This is a genomic window from Geodermatophilus sp. URMC 65 (assembly GCF_053502545.1).
On sequence record NZ_CP199954.1, the window covers coordinates 1,318,373 to 1,338,038 of the forward strand.

General features: G+C 74.9%; 22 protein-coding genes. 13 read left to right on the forward strand and 9 right to left on the reverse strand.

The features are described 5' to 3' along the window. Nucleotides 1–142 precede the first annotated feature (142 nt). The 3 genes from ACWIX7_RS06270 (at nt 143) to ACWIX7_RS06280 (ending at nt 2,356) form a co-directional block, all read left to right on the forward strand. Nucleotides 143–1,060 (forward strand): ABC transporter ATP-binding protein, encoded by a 918-nt coding sequence (locus ACWIX7_RS06270; RefSeq protein ID WP_448620691.1) that lies wholly within the window; start codon nt 143–145, stop codon nt 1,058–1,060. Continuing rightward, nucleotides 1,057–1,875, forward strand: a complete 819-nt coding sequence (locus tag ACWIX7_RS06275; protein ID WP_448620692.1) for an ABC transporter permease subunit — start codon at nt 1,057–1,059, stop codon at nt 1,873–1,875. Before ACWIX7_RS06270 ends, ACWIX7_RS06275 begins: the two co-directional genes overlap by 4 nt. A 133-nt stretch (nt 1,876–2,008) precedes the next feature. After that, nucleotides 2,009–2,356: a hypothetical protein gene (locus tag ACWIX7_RS06280; RefSeq protein WP_448620693.1), complete on the forward strand. Its 348-nt coding sequence runs from the start codon at nt 2,009–2,011 to the stop codon at nt 2,354–2,356. A gap of 3 nt (nt 2,357–2,359) precedes the next feature. On the opposite strand, the gene ACWIX7_RS06285 is transcribed toward ACWIX7_RS06280, so the two are convergent. Then, nucleotides 2,360–2,797, reverse strand: coding sequence for a hypothetical protein (locus ACWIX7_RS06285; RefSeq protein WP_448620694.1), 438 nt, complete (start codon nt 2,795–2,797; stop codon nt 2,360–2,362). A 62-nt stretch (nt 2,798–2,859) separates the two neighbouring features. Beyond that, nucleotides 2,860–4,014 (reverse strand): MFS transporter, encoded by a 1,155-nt coding sequence (locus ACWIX7_RS06290; RefSeq protein ID WP_448620695.1) that lies wholly within the window; start codon nt 4,012–4,014, stop codon nt 2,860–2,862. Between the two features lie 119 nt (nt 4,015–4,133). Here ACWIX7_RS06290 and ACWIX7_RS06295 point away from each other — a divergent pair, with 119 nt between their 5' ends. After that, on the forward strand, nt 4,134–4,796 hold the full coding sequence (locus ACWIX7_RS06295; RefSeq protein WP_448620696.1) for a class I SAM-dependent methyltransferase: 663 nt from the start codon (nt 4,134–4,136) through the stop codon (nt 4,794–4,796). Between the two features lie 20 nt (nt 4,797–4,816). Next, on the forward strand, nt 4,817–5,344 hold the full coding sequence (locus tag ACWIX7_RS06300) for a DUF488 domain-containing protein (RefSeq protein WP_448620697.1): 528 nt from the start codon (nt 4,817–4,819) through the stop codon (nt 5,342–5,344). Nucleotides 5,345–5,399: 55 nt separating this feature from the next. Here ACWIX7_RS06300 and pruA read toward each other — a convergent pair whose 3' ends face one another. Next, on the reverse strand, nt 5,400–7,025 hold the full coding sequence (gene pruA, locus ACWIX7_RS06305; protein WP_448620698.1) for an L-glutamate gamma-semialdehyde dehydrogenase: 1,626 nt from the start codon (nt 7,023–7,025) through the stop codon (nt 5,400–5,402). 33 nt (nt 7,026–7,058) lie between these two features. Further along, nucleotides 7,059–7,994 (reverse strand): proline dehydrogenase family protein, encoded by a 936-nt coding sequence (locus tag ACWIX7_RS06310; protein WP_448620699.1) that lies wholly within the window; start codon nt 7,992–7,994, stop codon nt 7,059–7,061. A 123-nt stretch (nt 7,995–8,117) separates the two neighbouring features. Between ACWIX7_RS06310 and ACWIX7_RS06315 the strand changes: the two genes are divergently transcribed. The 4 genes from ACWIX7_RS06315 (at nt 8,118) to ACWIX7_RS06330 (ending at nt 12,578) form a co-directional block, all read left to right on the forward strand. Then, the gene (locus ACWIX7_RS06315; RefSeq protein ID WP_448620700.1) at nt 8,118–9,239 is read left to right on the forward strand and encodes a PucR family transcriptional regulator; all 1,122 of its coding nucleotides are present in this window, start codon (nt 8,118–8,120) and stop codon (nt 9,237–9,239) included. A gap of 169 nt (nt 9,240–9,408) precedes the next feature. Next, entirely contained in the window at nt 9,409–9,552 is a 144-nt protein-coding gene (locus ACWIX7_RS06320) for a hypothetical protein (RefSeq protein ID WP_448620701.1), read from the forward strand. A 90-nt stretch (nt 9,553–9,642) separates the two neighbouring features. Beyond that, complete coding sequence (locus tag ACWIX7_RS06325) at nt 9,643–10,269, forward strand: biliverdin-producing heme oxygenase (protein WP_448620702.1); 627 nt, start codon at nt 9,643–9,645, stop codon at nt 10,267–10,269. Continuing rightward, a complete protein-coding gene (locus ACWIX7_RS06330) occupies nt 10,266–12,578 on the forward strand; it encodes a SpoIIE family protein phosphatase (RefSeq protein ID WP_448620703.1) in 2,313 nt (770 codons plus the stop codon). The genes ACWIX7_RS06325 and ACWIX7_RS06330 overlap by 4 nt, the downstream gene beginning before the upstream one ends. 375 nt (nt 12,579–12,953) lie before the next feature. Here ACWIX7_RS06330 and ACWIX7_RS06335 read toward each other — a convergent pair whose 3' ends face one another. Then, nucleotides 12,954–13,475: a pyridoxamine 5'-phosphate oxidase family protein gene (locus ACWIX7_RS06335; RefSeq protein ID WP_448620704.1), complete on the reverse strand. Its 522-nt coding sequence runs from the start codon at nt 13,473–13,475 to the stop codon at nt 12,954–12,956. A 271-nt stretch (nt 13,476–13,746) separates the two neighbouring features. Between ACWIX7_RS06335 and ACWIX7_RS06340 the strand changes: the two genes are divergently transcribed. The 3 genes from ACWIX7_RS06340 (at nt 13,747) to ACWIX7_RS06350 (ending at nt 16,385) form a co-directional block, all read left to right on the forward strand. Further along, a complete protein-coding gene (locus ACWIX7_RS06340; RefSeq protein WP_448622136.1) occupies nt 13,747–14,382 on the forward strand; it encodes a dihydrofolate reductase family protein in 636 nt (211 codons plus the stop codon). Between the two features lie 202 nt (nt 14,383–14,584). Beyond that, the gene (locus ACWIX7_RS06345; RefSeq protein ID WP_448620705.1) at nt 14,585–15,022 is read left to right on the forward strand and encodes a VOC family protein; all 438 of its coding nucleotides are present in this window, start codon (nt 14,585–14,587) and stop codon (nt 15,020–15,022) included. A gap of 229 nt (nt 15,023–15,251) precedes the next feature. Next, nucleotides 15,252–16,385 (forward strand): FAD-dependent monooxygenase, encoded by a 1,134-nt coding sequence (locus ACWIX7_RS06350; RefSeq protein ID WP_448620706.1) that lies wholly within the window; start codon nt 15,252–15,254, stop codon nt 16,383–16,385. Here ACWIX7_RS06350 and ACWIX7_RS06355 read toward each other — a convergent pair. The 4 genes from ACWIX7_RS06355 to ACWIX7_RS06370 all read right to left on the reverse strand — a co-directional run bounded on the left by ACWIX7_RS06355 (nt 16,366) and on the right by ACWIX7_RS06370 (nt 18,855). Further along, nucleotides 16,366–16,773 carry a four-helix bundle copper-binding protein gene (locus ACWIX7_RS06355; protein WP_448620707.1) on the reverse strand — a complete coding sequence of 136 codons (408 nt, stop codon included), beginning with the start codon at nt 16,771–16,773 and terminating at the stop codon, nt 16,366–16,368. The two genes, ACWIX7_RS06350 and ACWIX7_RS06355, sit on opposite strands and share 20 nt — an antisense overlap. A 100-nt stretch (nt 16,774–16,873) precedes the next feature. Further along, a complete protein-coding gene (locus ACWIX7_RS06360; protein WP_448620708.1) occupies nt 16,874–17,158 on the reverse strand; it encodes a hypothetical protein in 285 nt (94 codons plus the stop codon). 27 nt (nt 17,159–17,185) lie between these two features. Further along, nucleotides 17,186–17,965: an SDR family NAD(P)-dependent oxidoreductase gene (locus ACWIX7_RS06365; RefSeq protein WP_448620709.1), complete on the reverse strand. Its 780-nt coding sequence runs from the start codon at nt 17,963–17,965 to the stop codon at nt 17,186–17,188. Between the two features lie 74 nt (nt 17,966–18,039). Continuing rightward, nucleotides 18,040–18,855, reverse strand: coding sequence for a polysaccharide deacetylase family protein (locus ACWIX7_RS06370; RefSeq protein WP_448620710.1), 816 nt, complete (start codon nt 18,853–18,855; stop codon nt 18,040–18,042). A 178-nt stretch (nt 18,856–19,033) separates the two neighbouring features. On the opposite strand from ACWIX7_RS06370, the gene ACWIX7_RS06375 reads away from it, so the two are divergent. Next, entirely contained in the window at nt 19,034–19,648 is a 615-nt protein-coding gene (locus ACWIX7_RS06375; RefSeq protein WP_448620711.1) for a maleylpyruvate isomerase N-terminal domain-containing protein, read from the forward strand. The last annotated feature ends 18 nt before the right edge of the window (nt 19,649–19,666 follow it).

Below are 19,666 nucleotides of genomic sequence, written 5' to 3' on the forward strand. Positions count from 1 at the left end.
GATCCCGTGATCTCGACGGGGGGGTGGAGCGGTTGGGGGAACGGTCAGGGTCGGTCCAGGGGGTTCCCGGATACCCCCGGGCGCCGGCGACCGAGAGCCTCGACGCCATGACCTCCCCGACCGCCCGCGGCCCGGTGACCCCGTGATCGCCGCCCACCGCCTCACCAAGACCTACGGCACCCGCACCGCCGTCGACGGGATCAGCTTCACCGTCGAGCCCGGCCGGGTGACCGGCTTCCTCGGTCCAAACGGCGCCGGCAAGTCCACGACGATGCGGATGGTCCTCGGCCTGGACCGCCCGACCTCGGGCAGCGTCACCGTCAACGGCCGCCGCTACGCCGACTACCCAGCGCCGCTGCGTGAGGTGGGTGCGCTGCTCGAGGCCCGCGCCCTGCACCCGGGCCGCTCGGCACGCGACCACCTGCGCTGGCTGGCGGCCAGCAACGGCATCCCGCGTGCCCGCGTCGACGAGGTGCTCGACCTGGTCGGGCTCACCGCGGTCGCCGACCAGCGGGTGGGCCGGTTCTCCCTCGGCATGGGCCAGCGGCTGGGCATCGCGGCCGCGCTGATCGGCGATCCGCCGGTCGTCGTCCTCGACGAGCCGGTCAACGGCCTGGACCCCGAGGGCATCCGGTGGGTGCGGACCCTCGCCCGCGACCTCGCCGCCCAGGGCCGCACGGTGTTCGTCTCCAGCCACCTGATGTCGGAGATGGCCCTGACCGCCGACCACCTCGTCGTCATCGGCCGCGGCCGGGTGCTGGCCGACTGCTCGACGGCGGAGTTCGTCGCCCAGCACGCCGCCTCCCACGTGCGGGTCCGCAGCCCCCAGCACGACCAGGTCGCCACCCTGCTGCGCCGCGAGGGCCTGGACGTCGCCGCGCACGGCGAGGAGCTGCGGGTGCGGGGCCTGGAGGCGGCCGCCGTCGGTGAGCTGGTCGGCCGCTCCGGCCTGCTGCTGCACGAGCTGACCCTGGTGCGCTCCTCGCTCGAGGACGCCTTCATGACCCTGACCGCCGACAGCGTCGAGTACGCCGCCACCCCCGCAGGAGCCTCCCGATGACCGCCACCGTGGGCACCCACGCCTGGACCCGGACCGGGACCCCGGCGGCACCCGGCGCCGGCGCGACGCTGCGGGCGGAGTGGGTCAAGTTCTGGACCGTCCGCTCGACGCCCTGGTCGCTCGGCGCGATGTTCGTGCTGGGTGCCGGCCTGACCACGCTGGTGTGCGCGCTGAGCGCCGAGGCGCTGGCCCGTGGGGGCGTCGGCGAGCCGGTGGGCGCCTTCGTCACCTGGGGCATCGTGTTCGCGCAGGTGACGGCCGTCGTCCTGGGTGCACTCGTGGTCACCAGCGAGTACGGGACCGGGATGATCCGCGCGACGCTCGCGGCCACCCCGCGGCGCGGCGCGGTGCTGGCGGCCAAGGCCGCGGTGCTCGCCTCGACGCTGTTCGTCGCCGGCACCCTGACCGCGCTGGCCGGCTACCTCGGCGGCAACTGGTTCCTCGACCGCGAGGGCATCGGCCTGGCGCTGACCGACGACGGCGTGCTGCGGTCGATCCTCGGCAGCGGTCTCTACATGGCCGGGCTCGGGCTGTTCGCCGCCGGCGTCGGCCTGCTGGTGCGGCACACCGCCGCGGCGCTGGCCGTCGTGCTGGGCCTGGTCTTCGTCGTCGGCAACCTGGTGATGGTGCTGCCCGGCGCCTGGGGCGAGTGGGCGACCAAGCTGATGCCGGGCAACGCCGGGTCGAGGATCGCGACGCCGGAGTCGTTCAACCCGCTGCTGCTCGACCCGTGGGTGGGCTTCGCGGTGTTCGCCGCCGAGGTCGCCGCCGTCCTGGTGCTCGCCGCGGTCGTCTTCACCCGGCGCGACGCCTGACGCCCGGAGTCTGTTGATCACGGGGTCGTCGCAGGCGACACGGCCGGACACGCCGATGCCGTCGGCAACGACCCCATGGTCAACGCCGGGGGCCGCCGGGACCCCCCGCGCAGGGACGACGACAATGGCCCGGGTGACCGCACCCGACCCGCAGGAGACCGGACGCCGGACCGCCGACGAGCTGGTCCGCCGCCTCTCCGCCGACGACGCCGCCGGGGTGGACGAGCTGCTCGCCGGCATCCCCGAGATCCGCGACCTGGTGTTCGTCGGCGCCGGCCTGACCGCGATCGCGCGCGCCCACGGCCGGCAGCTTCCCCCGGCGCAACGCGCGCAGGCCAGCACCCGGCAGCTGAACCTCGGGCAGCTGCGCGACCGGCACCGCAACGACCCCGACGGGCTGCGCACGTGGCTGCGCCGGTCGGCTGAGGAGGTCCTCTTCCTCCGCGCGCTGGGCGAGGCCGCCGCCCGCGCCGCCGGCTGACGGTCAGCCGAGCGGCTCGACCCACGGAGCCCGCCAGGTAGGCGGCTCGAGGGGCTGCGCGTAGTAGCGGGTGTCGCGCACGATCCGTCCCTCGCCGTCGAACTCCAGGACGAGCGCGACGTGCCAGACCTCCCCGTCGTAGTTGTTGACCCCCTCGAGCACCCACACGTGGCCGGCGCCGACCACGCGCCGCACGGTGAGCCGCGGCGGGGTGGGGAACGCCTCTTGCATGGCCCGCATCGCCTCGCGGCCGCGGATGCGCTCGCCGGACTGCGGCATCTCCATCACGTAGTCGGGGTGCCGGACCCGGTACTCGTCCTCGGCCGACAGCCCCGTGCCGGCGGTCAGGCCGAGCACCCGGTCCAGCCCCGCCCGCATGGCGGCCGCGTCGTCGTCGGCGACCGCGCGGCGGAACAGGTCGCGGACCTCGGACTCGCCCATCGCTGAGGTCTACACCCGGCCGGACGGCGCGGGCAGGGGCCGGCGACCCGGGTCAGGCTGACCTACGGCCGCGTCGCCACCCGCGCCAGCGGGAGGGTGAGCAGCAGCGCCCCGGCCACCAGGACGTAGGTCCACGGCAGCCCGACCCCCGCCGCGACGAGGCCGAGCACGAGCGCGCCGACGGCGGTCCCCGCGTCGAACGAGGCGTTCCACACCGCGCTCGCGGTGGTGGCCCCGCTCTCGCCGGCGCGGGCGAAGGCGGCCAGCAGCGTCAGGTTCTGCACGGTGCCGTAGCCCGCGCCGAAGACGGCGGAGCCGGCCAGCACCCACCCGGCGCCGGCCTCCAGCCCCAGGGCGACGACCGCCATGCCCCCAGCGGACAGGAGCAGCGCCAGCGGCAGCAGCAGCCGGGTGCCCGTCCGGTCGGCGAGCGCCCCGGTCCGCCACCGGGACAGCGCCGCGGTGACACCGAAGACCAGCAGCGCCGCCGTCGCCACGACGCCGTCGGGCCGCTCGATCGGCAGGAACGTCACCAGGCCGCCGCCGGCGAGGGTGACCACGAGCAGCACTCCGGACGGCGCCAGCGCCGCGAGCACCGCGGCCCGGGAGGACGACGTCCCGGTGCGCGGCTCGGCGCGCACCCCCCGGACGACACCGGGTACCAGCGGCAGCGCGAGCACCGGCGCGGCGGCCAGCCACGCCATCCAGGCCGCGTGCCCGCCGAGCACGAGCGCCACCCCGGCCGGGACGAAGGCCAGGTTGGGCACCGCGATGGCCAGCCCGTAGAGGCCGATCGACTCGCCGCGCCGCTCCGGTGGGGCCACCTGCACGGCCAGCGTCGCGCCGAGCACGGTGAGCACCGCGAAGCCGAGGCCGCGCACCGCGGAGACCGCCGAGAGCCAGAGCAGCCCGTCGTCCACCGCGTACAGCGGCGAGGGGGCGCCGAGGGCGACGAGCCCGACGGCCAGCACCGGGCCCGGGCCGAACCGCGCGGTCAGCGCCGGCACTGCCGACTGGCCGGCGACGGTGGCCGCGAGGAACACCGCGGTGACCAGTCCGGCGATGTCGGTGGCGGCGCCACCGGCGACCGCGTACGCGGGCAGCGAGGCCAGGGTCAGGGTGAAGCTGGTGAAGCCCAGCACCGTCGCGCCGGCCAGCGCCCGCACCGCCGGCAGCCGCCACAGCGACGGCCGCGATCCCGTCGTCCCCTGTGCCACACCGCTCCCCTCGACCTGGCCCCATCGCCCGGCCGACCAGCATGACCGGCCCGGCCGGCCGGCGCGGGACCGGGTGCGCGGCAGCGCCGCGCCGGTCGACGGCCGTGCACCATCCGGGGGTGCCCGCACGCCAGCGCGTCCCGCCGACGGACCGTCCCCGCCCGGTGTTCAGCCGCCTGTACGCCCGCATCAGCGAGGGGATGGACGCCGAGGGCCTCGGCGCACTGCGCACCGAGCTGCTCGCGCCGCTGTCCGGGTCGGTGGCGGAGGTCGGCTGCGGCAACGGCCGCAACTTCGCGCGCTACCCGGCCGCGGTGACCGGGGTGACCGCGGTCGAGCCCGAACCGCACCTCCGGCGCCTGGCCACCCGGGCGGCTGGGGCAGCACCCGTGCCGGTCACCGTCGTTGCCGGCACCGCCGAGGCGCTGCCCCTGCCGGACCGCGGTGCCGACGCCGCCGTGCTCTGCCTGGTGCTGTGCTCGCTGCCCGACCGCGACCGGGCGCTCGCCGAGGTGACCCGCGTGCTGCGTCCCGGGGGGACCCTGGCCTTCCTCGAGCACGGCCTCGGCCCGACCCGGCGGGTGCGCGCAGTGCAGCGCCTCGCCGACGCGACCCTGTGGCCGCTGCTGGCCGGTGGCTGCCACACCGCCGTCGATCCGGTCGGCTCGATCCAGCGCGCCGGGTTCGAGGTCACGGCCCTGCGCCGGCTGCGGTTCCCCGACTCCCGCCTCACCCTCCCGGCCACGCCGCACGTGCTCGGCCTCGCCCGCCGACGCGGCTGAGCGCCGGCGGGGTAGGCAGGGTGCCCCTGCTCACCGTCGGCCACGGCCCCGACGACCGCACCCGCCTGGGCGCCCGGCTGACCGGGGCGGGGGTCGGGCTGGTCGTCGACGTCCGCCGGTTCCCGGGCAGTCGCAGCAACCCCGACGTCCGGGCCGACGCGCTCGAGCGGTGGCTGCCCGCCGCCGGCGTCGGCTACCGGTGGGACGCGCGGCTGGGTGGGCGCCGCCGGCTCCCGCCCGACGAGCCGGTCGCCGACGGCTGGTGGACCGTCGCCCAGTTCGCCGCCTACGCAGCAGCCACCCGGACGCCGGAGTTCGCAGCGGCGCTCGACGAGGTGCTGGCCGAGGCTGCGGCGGCGACCGTGGCGGTGATGTGCAGCGAGAGCGTGTGGTGGCGCTGCCACCGCCGGCTCATCGCCGACGTCGCCGTCCTCGGCCGCGGCGTGCCCGTGCACCACCTCATGCCCGACGGCCGGCTCGCCGAGCACCGCCCGTCCGAGGGGGCCGTGCTCGGCGACGACGGCCTGGTCCGCTGGCCCGCCCGCTGATGGCCTCGTCCCGGGTCCCGCCCTGAGCCTGCGAGGGGTGGGGAGGTCGGGGTCCTCAGCCCATGTGCGGGTAGCGGTGGTCGGTCGGCGGCACGAACGTCTCCTTGATCGACCGGGTCGACGTCCAGCGCTGCAGGTTCTGCGCCGCGCCGGCCTTGTCGTTGGTGCCCGAGGCCCGCCCGCCGCCGAAGGGCTGCTGGCCGACGACGGCGCCGGTGGGCTTGTCGTTGACGTAGAAGTTGCCCGCCGCGAACCGCAGGAAGCGCTGCGCGTGCGCGATGGCGGCGCGGTCCTCTGCGATGACGGCCCCGGTGAGCGCGTACGGCGCCGCCGACTCCATCTGGGTGAGCACGGTCTCGTAGTCGGCGTCGTCGTAGACGTGCACCGCGAGGATCGGCCCGAAGTACTCGGTGGTGAAGACCTCGTGCTCGGGGTCGGTGCCCTCGATGACGGTCGGCCGGACGAAGAAGCCCTCGCTGTCGTCGGCCTGCCCGCCGGCCACGATCGACAGCGCCGGGTCGTCGTCCACCCGGTCGATGACGCCGGACAGCTTCGAGAACGACTTGCGGTCGATCACCGCGCCCATGAAGTTGGAGAAGTCGGTGACGTCGCCCATCTCCAGCGACTCGGTGACCCCGACCAGGTCGTCGCGCAGCCGCGTCCACACCGACCGCGGGACGTAGGCGCGGGAGGCCGCCGAGCACTTCTGCCCCTGGAACTCGAAGGCGCCGCGGACCAGTGCCGTCCGGAGCACGTCGACGTCGGCCGAGGGGTGGGCGACGACGAAGTCCTTGCCGCCGGTCTCGCCGACGATGCGCGGGTAGCCGCGGTAGGAGGCGATGTTCTCCCCCACCCGACGCCACAGCATCTGGAACACCGCCGTCGAGCCGGTGAAGTGGATGCCGGCGAGGTCACGGTCGGCCAGGGCGACGTCGGAGACGGCGGCCCCGTCGCCGGTGACCATCGAGATGACGCCCGGCGGCAGCCCGGCCTCCTCCAGCAGCCGCATGATGAAGTGGGCGGCGAACTGCTGCGTGGGCGCGGGCTTCCAGACCACGGAGTTGCCCATGAGCGCCGGCGCGGTGGGCAGGTTGCCGGCGATCGCGGTGAAGTTGAACGGCGTGACCGCGTAGACGAACCCCTCGAGCGGCCGGTGGTCGCTGCGGTTCCACACGCCGGGCGAGGAGACCGGCTGCGCGGACACGATCTCGCGGGCGAAGTGCACGTTCCAGCGCCAGAAGTCGATGAGCTCGCAGGCCGAGTCGATCTCGGCCTGGTGGGCGGTCTTCGACTGGCCGAGCATCGTCGCGGCGTTGAGCGTCTGCCGCCACGGCCCGGACAGCAGCTCGGCGGCGCGCAGGAACACCGCGGCCCGGTCGTCGAACGACAGGTCGCGCCACGCGGGGGCGGCTGCCTTGGCGCAGGCCACGGCCTCCTCGGCGTCGGCGTGGGTGGCGTTCGCGGCGGTGCCGAGGACGGCGGCGTGCCGGTGCGGCTGGACGACGTCGAAGCGCTCGCCCCCGCCCATCCGCTGCTCGTCGCCGATCGTCATGGTGAGCTCGAGCGGCTCGCCGGCCAGCTGGGTGAGGCGCTGCTGCAGCGCGGCGCGCTCCGGCGAGCCGGGGGCGTAGGTGAGCACCGGCTCGTTGCGCGGCGGGGGGACCTGGGTGACGGCGTCCATCGGGGATCTCCTGCGGGTGGGATGACGGGTGGATCAGCTCGAGCTGACGAGGGAGCGCAGGAAGAAGCGCAGGTTCGCGGGTCGCTCGGCCAGCCGGCGCATGAAGTAGCCGTACCAGTCGACGCCGTAGGGGACGTAGGCGCGCACGCACGTGCCCTCGGCGGCCAGCCGGCGCTGCTCGCCGGTGCGGATGCCGTAGAGCATCTGCACCTCCCACGAGTCCGGCGTCCGGCCGTACTCGGCGGCCAGCCGCTGCGCGAGGTCGATCATGCGCGGGTCGTGCGAGCCGACCATCGGGTGGCCGGGGCCGCGCATGAGCACGCCGAGGCAGCGGGCGTAGGCGGCGTCGACGTCGGCGCGGTCCTGGTAGGCGACCGACGGTGGCTCGTCGTAGGCGCCCTTGACCAGGCGCACCCGCGAGCCGGGGGCGGCCAGCGCGGCGGCGTCGTCCTCCGTGCGGTGCAGCGCGGCCTGCAGCACCGCGCCGGTGCCGGGGTGGTCGCGGCGCAGCTCGGCGAGGACGGCGAGGGTGGAGTCGACGGTGGTCGACTCCTCCATGTCGAGGGTGACCGTGGTGCCGATCGCCGACGCCGCCTCGGCGACGGGCCGGACCAGCTCCAGCGCCAGGTCGGTGCCGCCGTCGGGCAGTGCCTGGCCGAACGCCGATAGCTTCACCGACACCTCGGCCGCGCGGCCCAGCCGCAGCGGCGCCAGCCCGTCGAGCAGCGCCAGGTAGGCGTCGCGGGAGCGCGTCGCCTCGGTCCGGTCGGTCACGCCCTCGCCGAGGTGGTCGAGGGTCACCGTGAGCCCCTCGGCGGTCAGCCGGCGGACGACGACGAGGGCGTCGTCGAGGGTCTCGCCGGCGACGAACCGGTCGACGACCCGCCGGGTGGCCGGGGTGCCGGTGACCAGCCGGCGCAGTTCCGGGCGCCGCGAGGCGCCGAGCAGCAGGGCCTTCTGAGAGAGCACGCGCCACCTCCGCGACCGGGGACCCGACGCCTCTGACGCTAGGCAGCCGCGCCCCGCACGACCAGCGACAGACGTACGGTTCCCGCCGTCCGGTGTCATACAGGTGTACAGGAGGACGAGGGCGTGCGCGACGAGCTGCAGGAGCTGGTCGACCGGGTCGCGGGACTGCTCGGCGCCCCGGCGACCCTCGAGGACGCCCAGTTCACCCTGCTGGCCTTCTGCGCCCACCCGGTCGACGCCGCCGAGACGCCGGTGATGGACGCCGTGCGCACCCGCTCCATCCTCGGCCGCGGGTCGACGCCGGAGACCCGGCGCTGGTTCGAGGACTTCGGGATCGCGGTCGCCGAGGGTCCGCTGCGCACGCCGGGCGACCCGGACGCCGGGATCCTCACCCGCCTGGTGCTGCCGGTCCGGCACGCCGGACGGACCCGCGGCTACCTGTGGCTGCTCGACGGCGGGCGCATCGACCCCACCACCGACGACCCCGCGCTCGCCGCGGCGGTGGAGCTGGCCGCCGAGGCCGGGCGGCTGCTGGCCGAGCGGGAGGAGGACGCCGGCGACCTGGCCCGCCCGCTGGCCACCGCGCTCACGGGCGCGCCCGACGCGCAGGCGCAGGCGGTCCGGACGCTCACCGCGGCCTGGGGCGAGCGCACCCCGGTGGTGCTCGTGGCGCTGCGGCCGGCCGGCTCGGGGTTGCCCTCGCCGTGGCGGGCGCCGGCCGCGGGTGCGGTCAGCGCCGTGCTGCCCGGTGCGGGACCGGTGGCCGTCGCAGTCCCGCTGCCCGGTCCGGCAGACCTGCGCCCGGCGGCCGCGGTCACCGCCGCCGCGCTGGCCGGCCTGCCGCCCGGGAGCACCGCCGGGCTGTCCGCCGTGGGCACCGGTGCCCACGGCCTGCCCGCCCGGTGGGAGCAGGCGCGCTCCGCCGCGCGGGTCGCCGCCGCCGCCCCGCGGTTCTCCCCCGTGGCGCACTGGGGTGAGCTGGGTGGGTGGCGGCTGGTGGCGGCGCTGCCCGGCCCCGACCCCGCCGTCCGCCCGCTGCTGGCCGACCCCGTGCTGACCGCCACCGCCGAGACCTGGCTGGACGCCGGCTGCAGCCCCGCGCGCGCCGCCGCGACCCTGCACGTGCACCGGCAGACGCTGTACCACCGGCTCGGCCGGATCGAGGCGCTGACCGGCCTGGACCTGGCCGACGGCGACGCGCGGCTGCTGCTGCACGCCTCGCTGCGGTGCGCCCGGCTGCCGTGACCGGCAGCGGCCTCACCGGGCCGCCCGGAGCCTCCGCTCGGCGTCGCGGAGCACCCTGCGCACCAGCCCGCGGTGGACGGCGGCCAGCGCCACGAACATCAGCGCGCAGATCGGCACCTCCTGCCTCGATCCCGACGAGGCCGAGACCCGCAGCCGGATCGCCTTCTGCGTGGCGATCGGCGAGCACCTCCTCGCCACCGACCACGGCGACCGCACCCCGGCGCAGGCCCTCGCCCGCGCCGCGGACCTGCTGCAAGACCGCCCTCCGCGGAGCACGGCCGCGTCGCCGGAGGACCGGCCGGGTCGCGGCTGAGCAGCCCCCGTCGACGGCATCGTGACCGGCCCCACATCCCGTCCTCCGCGCGCGCCGGAGGGCCAGGAGTCACCTAGTCTCGGAGCCGGTATGGGTGCTGCAGGAGAGGCGTCGCCTCGACACACGCGGAGCGCCGACGTCCTCACCGCGCTGCGCACGGCCACGGCCGGGGAGCACGAGCAGGTGGAGACGACGCTCGGCCTCATGGACGCTCGGCTGGGCCGCGACCGCCTGGTCGCCGTCCTCGGCCGGCTGCACTCGTTCTGGACCGCTGCCGAAGCGGGCCTGGACGCGTGGGCCGGCCGCTGGCCGGCCGACGCCGAGACCGTCGCCTGGTCACGGCGGCGCCGGGCGCACCTGTTCGCCGACGACCTGCGCGCCCTGGGCGCCGAGCCCGATCCCGCGCCCCGGCCCGACCTGCCCGCCGTCGAGGACACCGACCAGGCCCTGGGCCGGCTCTACGTCCTGGAGGGCTCCACCCTCGGCGGCACCGTCATCTCCCGCCACCTCGCCACGCTGCCGACCCTCGGCCCCGACGTCCGGCTGGGCGCCTTCTCCCCCTACGGCGCCGAGACCGGCGCCATGTGGCACGCCTTCCGCCGGGTGACCCGCGACCGGGTCGCCGCCGGCGGCGACGCCGGCCGGGTGATCGGCGCCGCGCAGGCCACCTTCACCGCGCTGGCCGGCTGGTGCGCGCCGGTCGGGGCCCCGGCGTGAGCAGCCCCGAGATCGAGCTGCTGCCGGCGGGGACGCCGGTCGACCTCTCCAACTGCGAGCGCGAGCCGATCCACGTCCCCGGCAGCATCCAGCCGCGCGGCGTGCTGCTCGCGGTCACCGAACCCGACCTCGTCGTCGAGCAGGTGTCGGAGAACCTCGCCGACCTGGTGGGCGTGGACCCCGCCGACGCGCTGGGCCGGCGACTCCCCGACGTCCTCGGGGTGGTCGCGGCCCAGGCGGTGGCCCGCTCGGCCAGCGCCTTCGGCGACCTGCGGGAGCGCAACCCGGTGGAGCTCACCCTCGACGTCGGGGGCAGCCCGGTGCCGGTCGACGCGCTGCTGCACCGCGCCGCCGTCAGCACCGGAGACGGCGTCCCCCCGTCGACGGCACTGCTGGTCGTCGAGCTCGAGCCGGCGCGCGGTCCCCGCCCGTTCTCGTTCCCGAACACCTACCAGGCGGTGCGCGGCACGGTCGGCGAGCTCAACCGGGCGACCTCGCTGCAGGAGCTCTACGACATCACCGCCCAGGCGGTGCGCGAGCTGACCGGCTTCGACCGCGTGATGGTCTACCGCTACGACGCCGACTACAACGGCGAGGTCGTGGCCGAGGCCAAGGCCGAGGAGCTCAACTCCTTCCTGGGCCTGCACTACCCGGCCTCCGACATCCCGGCGCAGGCGCGGGCGCTGTACGAGAAGAACTGGATCCGGCTGATCTCCGACGTCGACTACCGACCGGTGCCGCTGCGCCCGGCGCTGGTGCCCTCGACGGGGACGCCGCTGGACATGACCTTCTCCACGCTGCGCAGCGTCTCGCCGATCCACGTCGAGTACCTGCAGAACATGGGGGTGCGCGCCTCCATGTCGGTCTCGCTCCTGCGCGACGACCGGCTGTGGGGCCTCATCGCCTGCCACCACTACTCCGGTCCGCACGCCCCGCCCTACGCGACCCGGGCGGCCGCGGAGTTCCTCGGCTCCACACTGTCACTGCGCCTGGTCGACCGCGCCGAGGAGGACGAGGTGCACCGCGCGCTGCAGGTGCGCTCGACACTCGCCTGGCTGACCACGGCGACCCTCGACGAGGACCGCCCGCTGGCCGACACGCTGCTCGGCTCCCCCGGCCTGCTCGACCTGCTGCCGGCCGACGGGGTCGCGGTGCACCTCCAGCGCCACCGCGGCAGCCGCGGCACCGCGCTCCCCGAGGCCACCGCCGACGCGATCGCGGCGTGGGCCGCCGCCCGGGGCGAGGACGTCGTCGCCACCGACTCGCTGCCCCGGCACGCCCCGGAACTGCAGGTGCCGTGCGAGGTGGCCTGCGGGGTGCTCGTGCTGCCGCTGCCGGAGGGCCAGTACGTGCTCTGGCACCGCGCCGAGGCCCGGCGCACCGTCGACTGGGGCGGCGACCCGCACAACAAGGCGATCGCCGAACGCGAGGGCGACTCGGTCCGGTTGAGCCCGCGCAAGAGCTTCGAGCGGTGGCGGGAGACCGTCCGGGACCGCTCCGACCCCTGGACGGCGCAGGAGCTCTCCGAGGTCGGCGAGCTGCGCACCCACCTGCTCGAGGCGCTCTACGCGCGGTCGCGACGCGCGGTGCGCGCCGCGGAGCTCCTCCAGCGCAGCCACCTCACCGAGCCCCCGGAGTCGGCCTCCCTCGACGTCGCCGTCCGCTACGTGCCAGCCACGACCGAGACCCAGGTCGGCGGCGACTGGTACGACGTGTTCGAGCAGCCCGACGGCTCCACGGTCGTCGTGATCGGGGACGTCGTCGGCCACGACACCGAGGCGGCGGCCGTGATGGCGCAGCTGCGCGGGCTGCTGCGCGGCATCGCCTACGGCAGCGCCGACGGCCCGGCCACGGTGCTGCGGCGGCTCGACGCCGCCGTCGCCGGGCTCGGACTGCACGCCTTGGCCACCGTGCTCGTCGGTCTGCTGACCCCGGACCCGAGGACCGGCGGTGCCCGGCTGCTCTGGTCCAGCGCCGGGCACCTGCCGCCGCTGCTCGCCGAGCCCGGCGACGGAGTGCTCACGCTGACCACGCCGCGCGCCGAGCTGCTGCTGGGCGTGGACCCGGCGGCACGGCGCACCGAGTCCGAGGCGGTGCTGGAGCCGGGTTCGACCCTGCTGCTCTACACCGACGGCCTCGTCGAGCGGCGCGACCGGGGCTTCGACGTCGGCGTGGAGCGGCTGGCCGACGAACTGGTCGCCGTCCGGGACCGGCCGCTCGAGGCGGCCTGCGACGAGCTGATCGGCCGGATGCTGCCCGACGGCGCTGAGGACGACGTCGCGCTGGTCGCCGTCCGGCTGCGCGGCTGAGGAAGGACCCCGTCCTCCTCACCGTTCGTAGGCTCGCGGCGAGCCCTGGGCGGGGCCGGGCCGGTGGGTCCCCGACGACGAGGACTGCTGGTACCCGTCCCGGTCAACGCCCCTCTGCGGGGATCGTGACCCGGCGGGTCCTGCGGGACACGCCTCCCGCACCGTCGGACTGTCGGCGAAGTGCTTGGTAAGCCTTCGCCTTGCGGGGCCAGGGGCGCGGGTCGGGATGGATCGGCCGGGAGCGAGTCGCCCAGAGCGGCCCACATCGGGACACCCGCACTTCCGTAGCCGCACCGACCAGTCCTCCCGCAGAGGCGAAGGCGCTCTATGACGACTCCCGATCACCGCAGAGGACGGCAGCGTCCCGCCGCGGACTCAGAAGCGGTACGTCGTCTGGCCGTGCCCGTCGCCGAAGGCGATGACCTTGTCCGGGGCGACCCGGTACACCCATGCGCCGCCCCGGGTGCTGGCGCCGGAGTCGCTCAGCTCCACGAACTCCTGGCCGCGGACGACGAACCTCCAGTCGTCGCCGTACTTGGCGAACCACGCTGCAGCCAGCGTCCGCAGCGCCTCGGCATCGGTCACGCGCACCGCAGTGCCCTCGACCACGACGTCCTTCCCGCTGTTCCAGCCGTTCGCCCCGGTGCTCCCGGTCGTCACCGCAACGTGCGCGTCGGCGTCCAGGTTGCGCTGCTTCTGCTCGTCGGAGCCCGTGCAGAACGCGAAGGCGCCGTCCTGCCAGACCCCCACGAGCGGTACCGCGTGCGGACGACCGTCCGCTCGGACGGTGATGATCCAGTAGAGCTGTGCGTCCATCAGCAGGCGCTCGATAGCAGCCCACGGTGGTGGGGTCGCCGACGCATCGCCGTACCTGGGGTCGATCACTCCGGTCGCCATGCCTCGGCAGACTCGATCCGAGGCCGCGACTCATCGTGGGTGCCGAGGCAGTGCCAACGGGACGACGACATCGGCGGCGACGAAGGCCCGCAACTGTCCCTGAGGCCGCCTTGAGAGACAGTTCGGGGGCGTCGGTCCGCAGCCACCGCACAGGGATCCGCCACCGGACGTCTCGACACGGGAGTCCTGACGTAGCGCGATGAGTCGGCCCTCGCGACGCAGTCGAACTCATCAAGCGAACGCAACGGATGAGGGGTCAGCAGTGACGCAGATGGTCCGAGTGCACAACTTCATGATCTCCAGCGACGGCTACGGCGCCGGTGAAGGACAGAGCTTGGAACGCCCGTTCGGCCACGCCGACCCTGCTCAGCTCGGCGCCTGGGCCTTCGCGACGGCGAGCTGGCCCAACCGGACCGACCCGGGAGGGAGCCGCGGTCTGGACGACTACATGGTCCGAGACTTCCACCGCAACATCGGCGCCGAGATCATGGGCCGCAACAAGTTCGGCCCGCAGCGCGGGCCCTGGACCGACCACGACTGGCAGGGATGGTGGGGCCAGCAGCCCCCGTTCCACACGCCGGTCTTCGTCATGACCCACCACGATCGCCCCTCCTTCCGGCTGTCCGACACCACCTTCCACTTCGTCGGCGGTGACCCAGCCACAGTGCTGCAGCGCGCGTTCGAAGCAGCCGACGGCAAGGACGTCCGGTTGGGCGGCGGCGCCAACACCATCCGGCAGTTCCTCGACGCCGACCTCGTCGACACCCTGCACGTCGCCGTCGCCCCGGTGGAGCTCGGCGCCGGGTCCCGGCTGTGGAACTCCCCCGAAGAGCTCCTGGAGCGCTACCACTGTGACGTCGTGCCCAGTCCCAGCGGCGTGGAACACCACCTGTTCTGGCGGCGCTGACAGCGGCCGCTCGATTGATCCGCTACGGCCGCGTCCGAAACCCGTCGGTAGCCGGAGCCACCACCACAACACCTCACGATCAGGGTTGTTGCGACGACCGTCTGAGCGCGCCATCCTCTTGCGAGACATCGCCGCCCCACTGAGCCAGAACCCGCAGCTCACGGCCCTGAACAGGTCGCCGCTACTCGGTAGCGTGCAACGCATGCCCATCAGACTCGAGAACGTCGGCATCGCCGTCCGCGACCTCGAAGCGACGATTGCCTTCTTCACCGACCTCGGGCTGACCGTCCTCGGCCGTGACACGGTCAGTGGAGAGTGGACCGACACCGCCGTCGGCCTCGACGGCAACCACGCCAACATCGCCATGCTCCAGACGCCAGACGGCAACGGTCGCCTCGAGCTCTTCGAGTACATCCACCCCGACGCGATCGAGACGGAGCCCACCCGGCCCAACGAGATCGGCATGCACCGCGTCGCCTTCTCGGTCGACGACATCGACGAGGCCCTCGAGATCGCCGCGAGGCACGGCTGCCACCCACTTCGCGGCGTGGCAACCTACGGGGACGCCTACAAGCTCACGTATGTCCGCGGCCCCAGCGGCATCATCGTGATGCTCGCCGAGGCGCTGAACAGGAGATGACCGCGGGTCGATCCGGCAGAGAACAGGTGGCGCCGTGCCCGACCATCCAGGGGAAGCGCAGGGCTGAGGCGAGGGTCGTGCTGGTCGAGCCGAAGTAGGCGACTCGCTGCCGGCCGAGTGCGGCCAGCGCTGCCCCCCGGACCCCGATCGCCCACGCTGCCGTTGACCGCTCAGCTCAGTGGGTGTCCGATCGGCCTCACGGTTCACCGGGATGTGCGTCGAGGGCGCCGTGGACGATGGCCTGGGCGATCTGATGGACGGCAACCGATCGGACGTCTCCTGGCCCTCGCCCCAGCTCAGCGAGGTGGGCGCGGGCTTCGCGATGACCCGCAACGCGGTGGCCGCCTTCCGAGGACTCGGCTTCGACGACACCGAGGTGGCCACGTTGGGCCACCGGACGTGGGCGGGCGGCACCGGGGACCTGCACGGTCGGCCGATCCTGGCGCTGCCGGACACCCCGGCGATGCGCGAGGCCGTCGCGCTCATCGGGGTCCACCGACAGCGGCTGCACGCGGCGCTGCACCAGAGGGCCGTTGGCTGCGGCGTCCAGATCGTCACCGGCGCCGCCGTCACCACGCTCGACCCCGGCGAGCCCGACGGCGCGCCTGCCGTCGTCGCGGGCCGGGAGCCGGACCTCGTCGTCGCTGCCGATGGCATGCGCAGCGCCGTCCGCGCGGCGCTGTTCCCGCACACCCAGCTTGCCTACAGCGGGTACTCGAGCTGGCGGGCGATCACGCCCGGCACCTTCGGTGACACGACACTGCACCAGTACTGGGGCCCCCACGCCGAGTTGGGCATCCTGCGCGTCACCGCCGATCAGACGTACTGGTACGGGTACGTCGCCATGCCCGAACGCACCGTGTTGGACGACGAGCTCGGCGCGGCCCGGGAACGGTTTGCCGGGTGGGCCGCACCGGCGCAGGAGGTGATGGCCGCGACGCCGCCGGAGGCGGTCATGCGGCACGACGTCCACCACCTGCCCGGCGGGCTGACCCGTTACACGACCGGCCGGGTCGTCATGATCGGCGACGCCGCGCACGGCACACTCCCGACGATGGGGCAGGGAGCCGCCACGGCACTCGAGGACGGCCTGTGCGTGGGCCTGCTCGTCGGCGCGCCCGTCGCAGCAGGCGGAAGGCTCGGTCCCGCTCTGGACGGGTTCGACGCCGCACGCCGGCCCCGCTGCCCGCTCGTGCCGAGCCACTGCCCACCGCTGCCCGACACCGCGGGTCCTGCGCCATCGTGTGACGGGGCCGCACCACGACGGCGGCGCCAGCAGGAGGCCGGATGGCGCCGTGACACGCGCCGTCCGGCCTCCCGGCGCCACCCGGGCCGGGCCGCGCTCAGCCGAGGGAGGCGATGAGCTCGCGGCAGGCGGTCTCGCAGCGCCGGCAGGCCTCGGCGCAGACGCGGCAGTGCGCGTGCATGTCGGCGTGGCTCGCGCACTCGTCGCCGCAGGCCCTGCAGGTAGTGGCGCAGGCCTCCAGGACCGCACGGGTCAGGTTCGCGTCGTAGCCGGTGTGCCGGGAGAGCACGCGGCCGGTGGTGTCGCAGACGTCGGCGCAGTCGAGGTTGGTGCGGATGCACGTCGTCAGCTCGGCGACCATCTCCTCGCTCAGGCACGCGTCGGCGCAGGCCGTGCAGGACTGGGCGCACTCGTAGCAGGCCTCGATGCAGGCGACGAGCTTCTGCTTGTCGACGCCCCCGAGGTCGGCCGGGTAGGTGTCGAGCATCTGGCTGGCAACGGTCACGGGTCGGTCCTCCGTCGTCGACGATCCTGACCCGTCCCCCTACCCACGCCGCGCGGTACCCGTGCGCGGGCTCCCCCGCCGGCCGCCGGGGAGCCCCCGCTCAGGCCTCGCCCTCCCCGGGCGGGGAGCTGAACCGGGCGCTGAGCCCGTCGTCCTGGTCGCCGCCCTCCCCCGGCAGCGGCGCCTCGTCCTCGGCCGCGCGCACGACGGCGTCGTCGGCGAGGTCGTCGTCGTCACGGCCGACCGGGGCGTCGCGCTCGAGCTCCTCGAGCACCCGCCGCTCCTCGTCGGTGAGGTCGCCAGCGCCCAGGTGCTCCCCGGGCTCACCGGCGTCCGACCCGCTGGCCATGGCCGAGTCGGGGTCGAGGTCGTCCGGGCTGGTCATCGTCGTCTCCTCGGGCCGGATGCCGGGTCAGCGGGGGAAGTTCGGTTCCAGGCGCGGAACGATCTGCATCTCCGGCACGAAGGCCGCCGGGTGCAGCGTCACCAGGTAGCGCACCATCTCCCCGACCGCCGACGGCGGCATCATCAGGTGGGCCGGGATGCCCCACTGCTCCATCATCGGCGTGTCCATGGCCGCGGGGATGACCGCCTGCACGCGGCACGGGAAGGGCCGCTCGACGCCGTCCTCGCCCGTCACGGCCTTCTCGCGCAGCTCCCGCTGGATGCACCTGGTCGCGTTGAGGAAGCCGGCCTTGGAGCCGTTGTAGGCGATCGCGCCGCTGCCGGAGGTGATCGCCGAGAGGCTGACGATGTGCACCACGTCGGCGGTGCGGCCCTCGGGCAGGTGCTGCACCCGCTTCATGAACTCGCTGGTCAGGAAGACCGGCCCCTCGCAGTTGACGGCCTGCACGCGCTGGTAGTCCGCGAGGTCGATGTCGGTGATGTAGCCGGGCCGGTCGATGCCGGCGACGTTGGCCAGGACGTCGAAGGCGTCGCCGTGGGCGTCGAAGAGCTGCGCGACCACCGCGCGGCGGCTGGCGTCGTCGGTCACGTCGAGCGCGACGACCTCCGCGGACCCACCGGCGTCGGCCACCAGCTCCGCGGTGCCCTTGGAGCCACCCTCGTCGATGTCGGCGATGGCCACGTGCGCGCCGGCCTCGGCCAGTGCCACGCACGTGGCCCGGCCCAGCCCGCTCGCCCCGCCCGTGACCAGGGCCACCCGCCCCTGCAACGCCCTGCTGTCGGCCATCCGCTCCTCCGTCTGTCGGTCGTGGTGTTCCCGACCAGCCTGGTGGATGCCGCCGCCCGTCGCAGGTCGGACGATCACACGGCGGTCGCCCTCCCCGACGCCGTCCGCACCCCGCCCAGCCCCGTCCCCCACACGTCGGCCAGCGTCACCGTCTGCAGCCCGCGCTCGGCGATCAGCTCCACCAGCTCGTCGTAGACCTGGGTGATGGTGGGCTGGTTGGCGTGGCCGACCACGACGGCCTGCGCGGTGAACCACCGGTCGGCCGCATCCACCAGCTCGGCCGGTGTGAGCAGCCGGTTGTCCTCCAGCGTGCTGTTCCACATGACGACGGTCGGGTGCCCGAGCTCGGCGCTGATCCGCTGGACCCGCTCGTCGTGCGCACCGAACGGCGGCCGCAGGAACGGGGTGCGGATGCCGAAGGTGCTCTCGATCCAGTCCCGGTTGCGGCCGATCTCCTCGGCCACCTGGTCGTCGGAGAGCGTGGTCAGGTCGGGGTGCGACCAGGTGTGGTTGCCCATGGCGACCTGCCCGGAGTCGATCAGCGGCTGCAGCACGTCGCCGTTCTCCTCCCAGGAGGAGTAGCGGCCGTTGGGGAAGAACGTGAGCCGGACGCCGCTGTCCCGGACGAACCGGCACAGCGACCCGACGACCGCCGAGCTGGTGCCGTCGTCGATGGTCAACGCGAGCGACGTGCCGTCCCCGGGCAGCTGGTCGACGACGCCGGTCGGCGCGGGCAGCACGCCGGGCAGCGCTGCCGGTGCGACCGGCTCGGCGGCCGCGGCGGTACTGACCGGCGCGCGCGTGGGATCGACCAGGCCGACCGTGCCACGGCCCACGGCCGTGCCCGCCAGCCCGGCGGCGAGGAAGACGAGGAACCGACGGCGCTCCATGCGGCGGACGCTAGGGAGCACCCCGGGCACGTCCGCGCAGCGACACGAGGCGCCCCGGGTGGCCGGTACCGTCCGCGCCCCGGCGGTCACCGGCCGTGCTGAGCATCTCGCGGTGCGCGCCGCATCCGCCGTCCGGAGCCCGGCCGCTCCCGGCCGCGTCGGGGCTAGCGTCGCCCGCATGGACGTCATGTGGGACGACTCGCGGCGGGCGTTCGCCGACGCCGCGCAGTGGTTCGTCCGGACGGCCGCCCTCGTCGGCGACCGGTGGTCCCAGCCCGCCCTGGGCGAGTGGGACGTGCGCGCCCTCGTCGGCCACACCAGCCGCTCCTTCCTGACGGTCGAGACCTACCTCGCCCGTCCCGCGGCGACCGTCGAGCTCGCCTCGGCCGGCGACTACGTCCGTGCGACGCGAGCGGTGGCCGCCGACCCGGCTGTGGCGGCGCGCGGACGGGACGCCGGGGCCGCGCTGGGCGGCGATCCGGCAGCCGCCGTGGCGGAGATCGCCGCACGCGTGCTGCCGCGCGTCGAGTCGCGGGACGGCACGGAGCTGCTGACCACGATCGCGGGCGGCATGCGGCTGGCGGACTACCTGCCCACGCGCACGTTCGAGCTGGCGGTCCACACCGCGGACCTCGCCACCGCGCTGGAGGTGCCGCTCGACGTCCCGGCGACGGCCGCGGCGCAGGCACTGCGACTGGTCGCCGACCTCGCCGTCTCCGACGGCCTCGCCGGCCAGGTCCTGCTCGCCCTCACCGGCCGGACGGGCCTCCCCGCGGGCTTCTCGGTGCTCTGACGCGGGACGCGGCCGGAC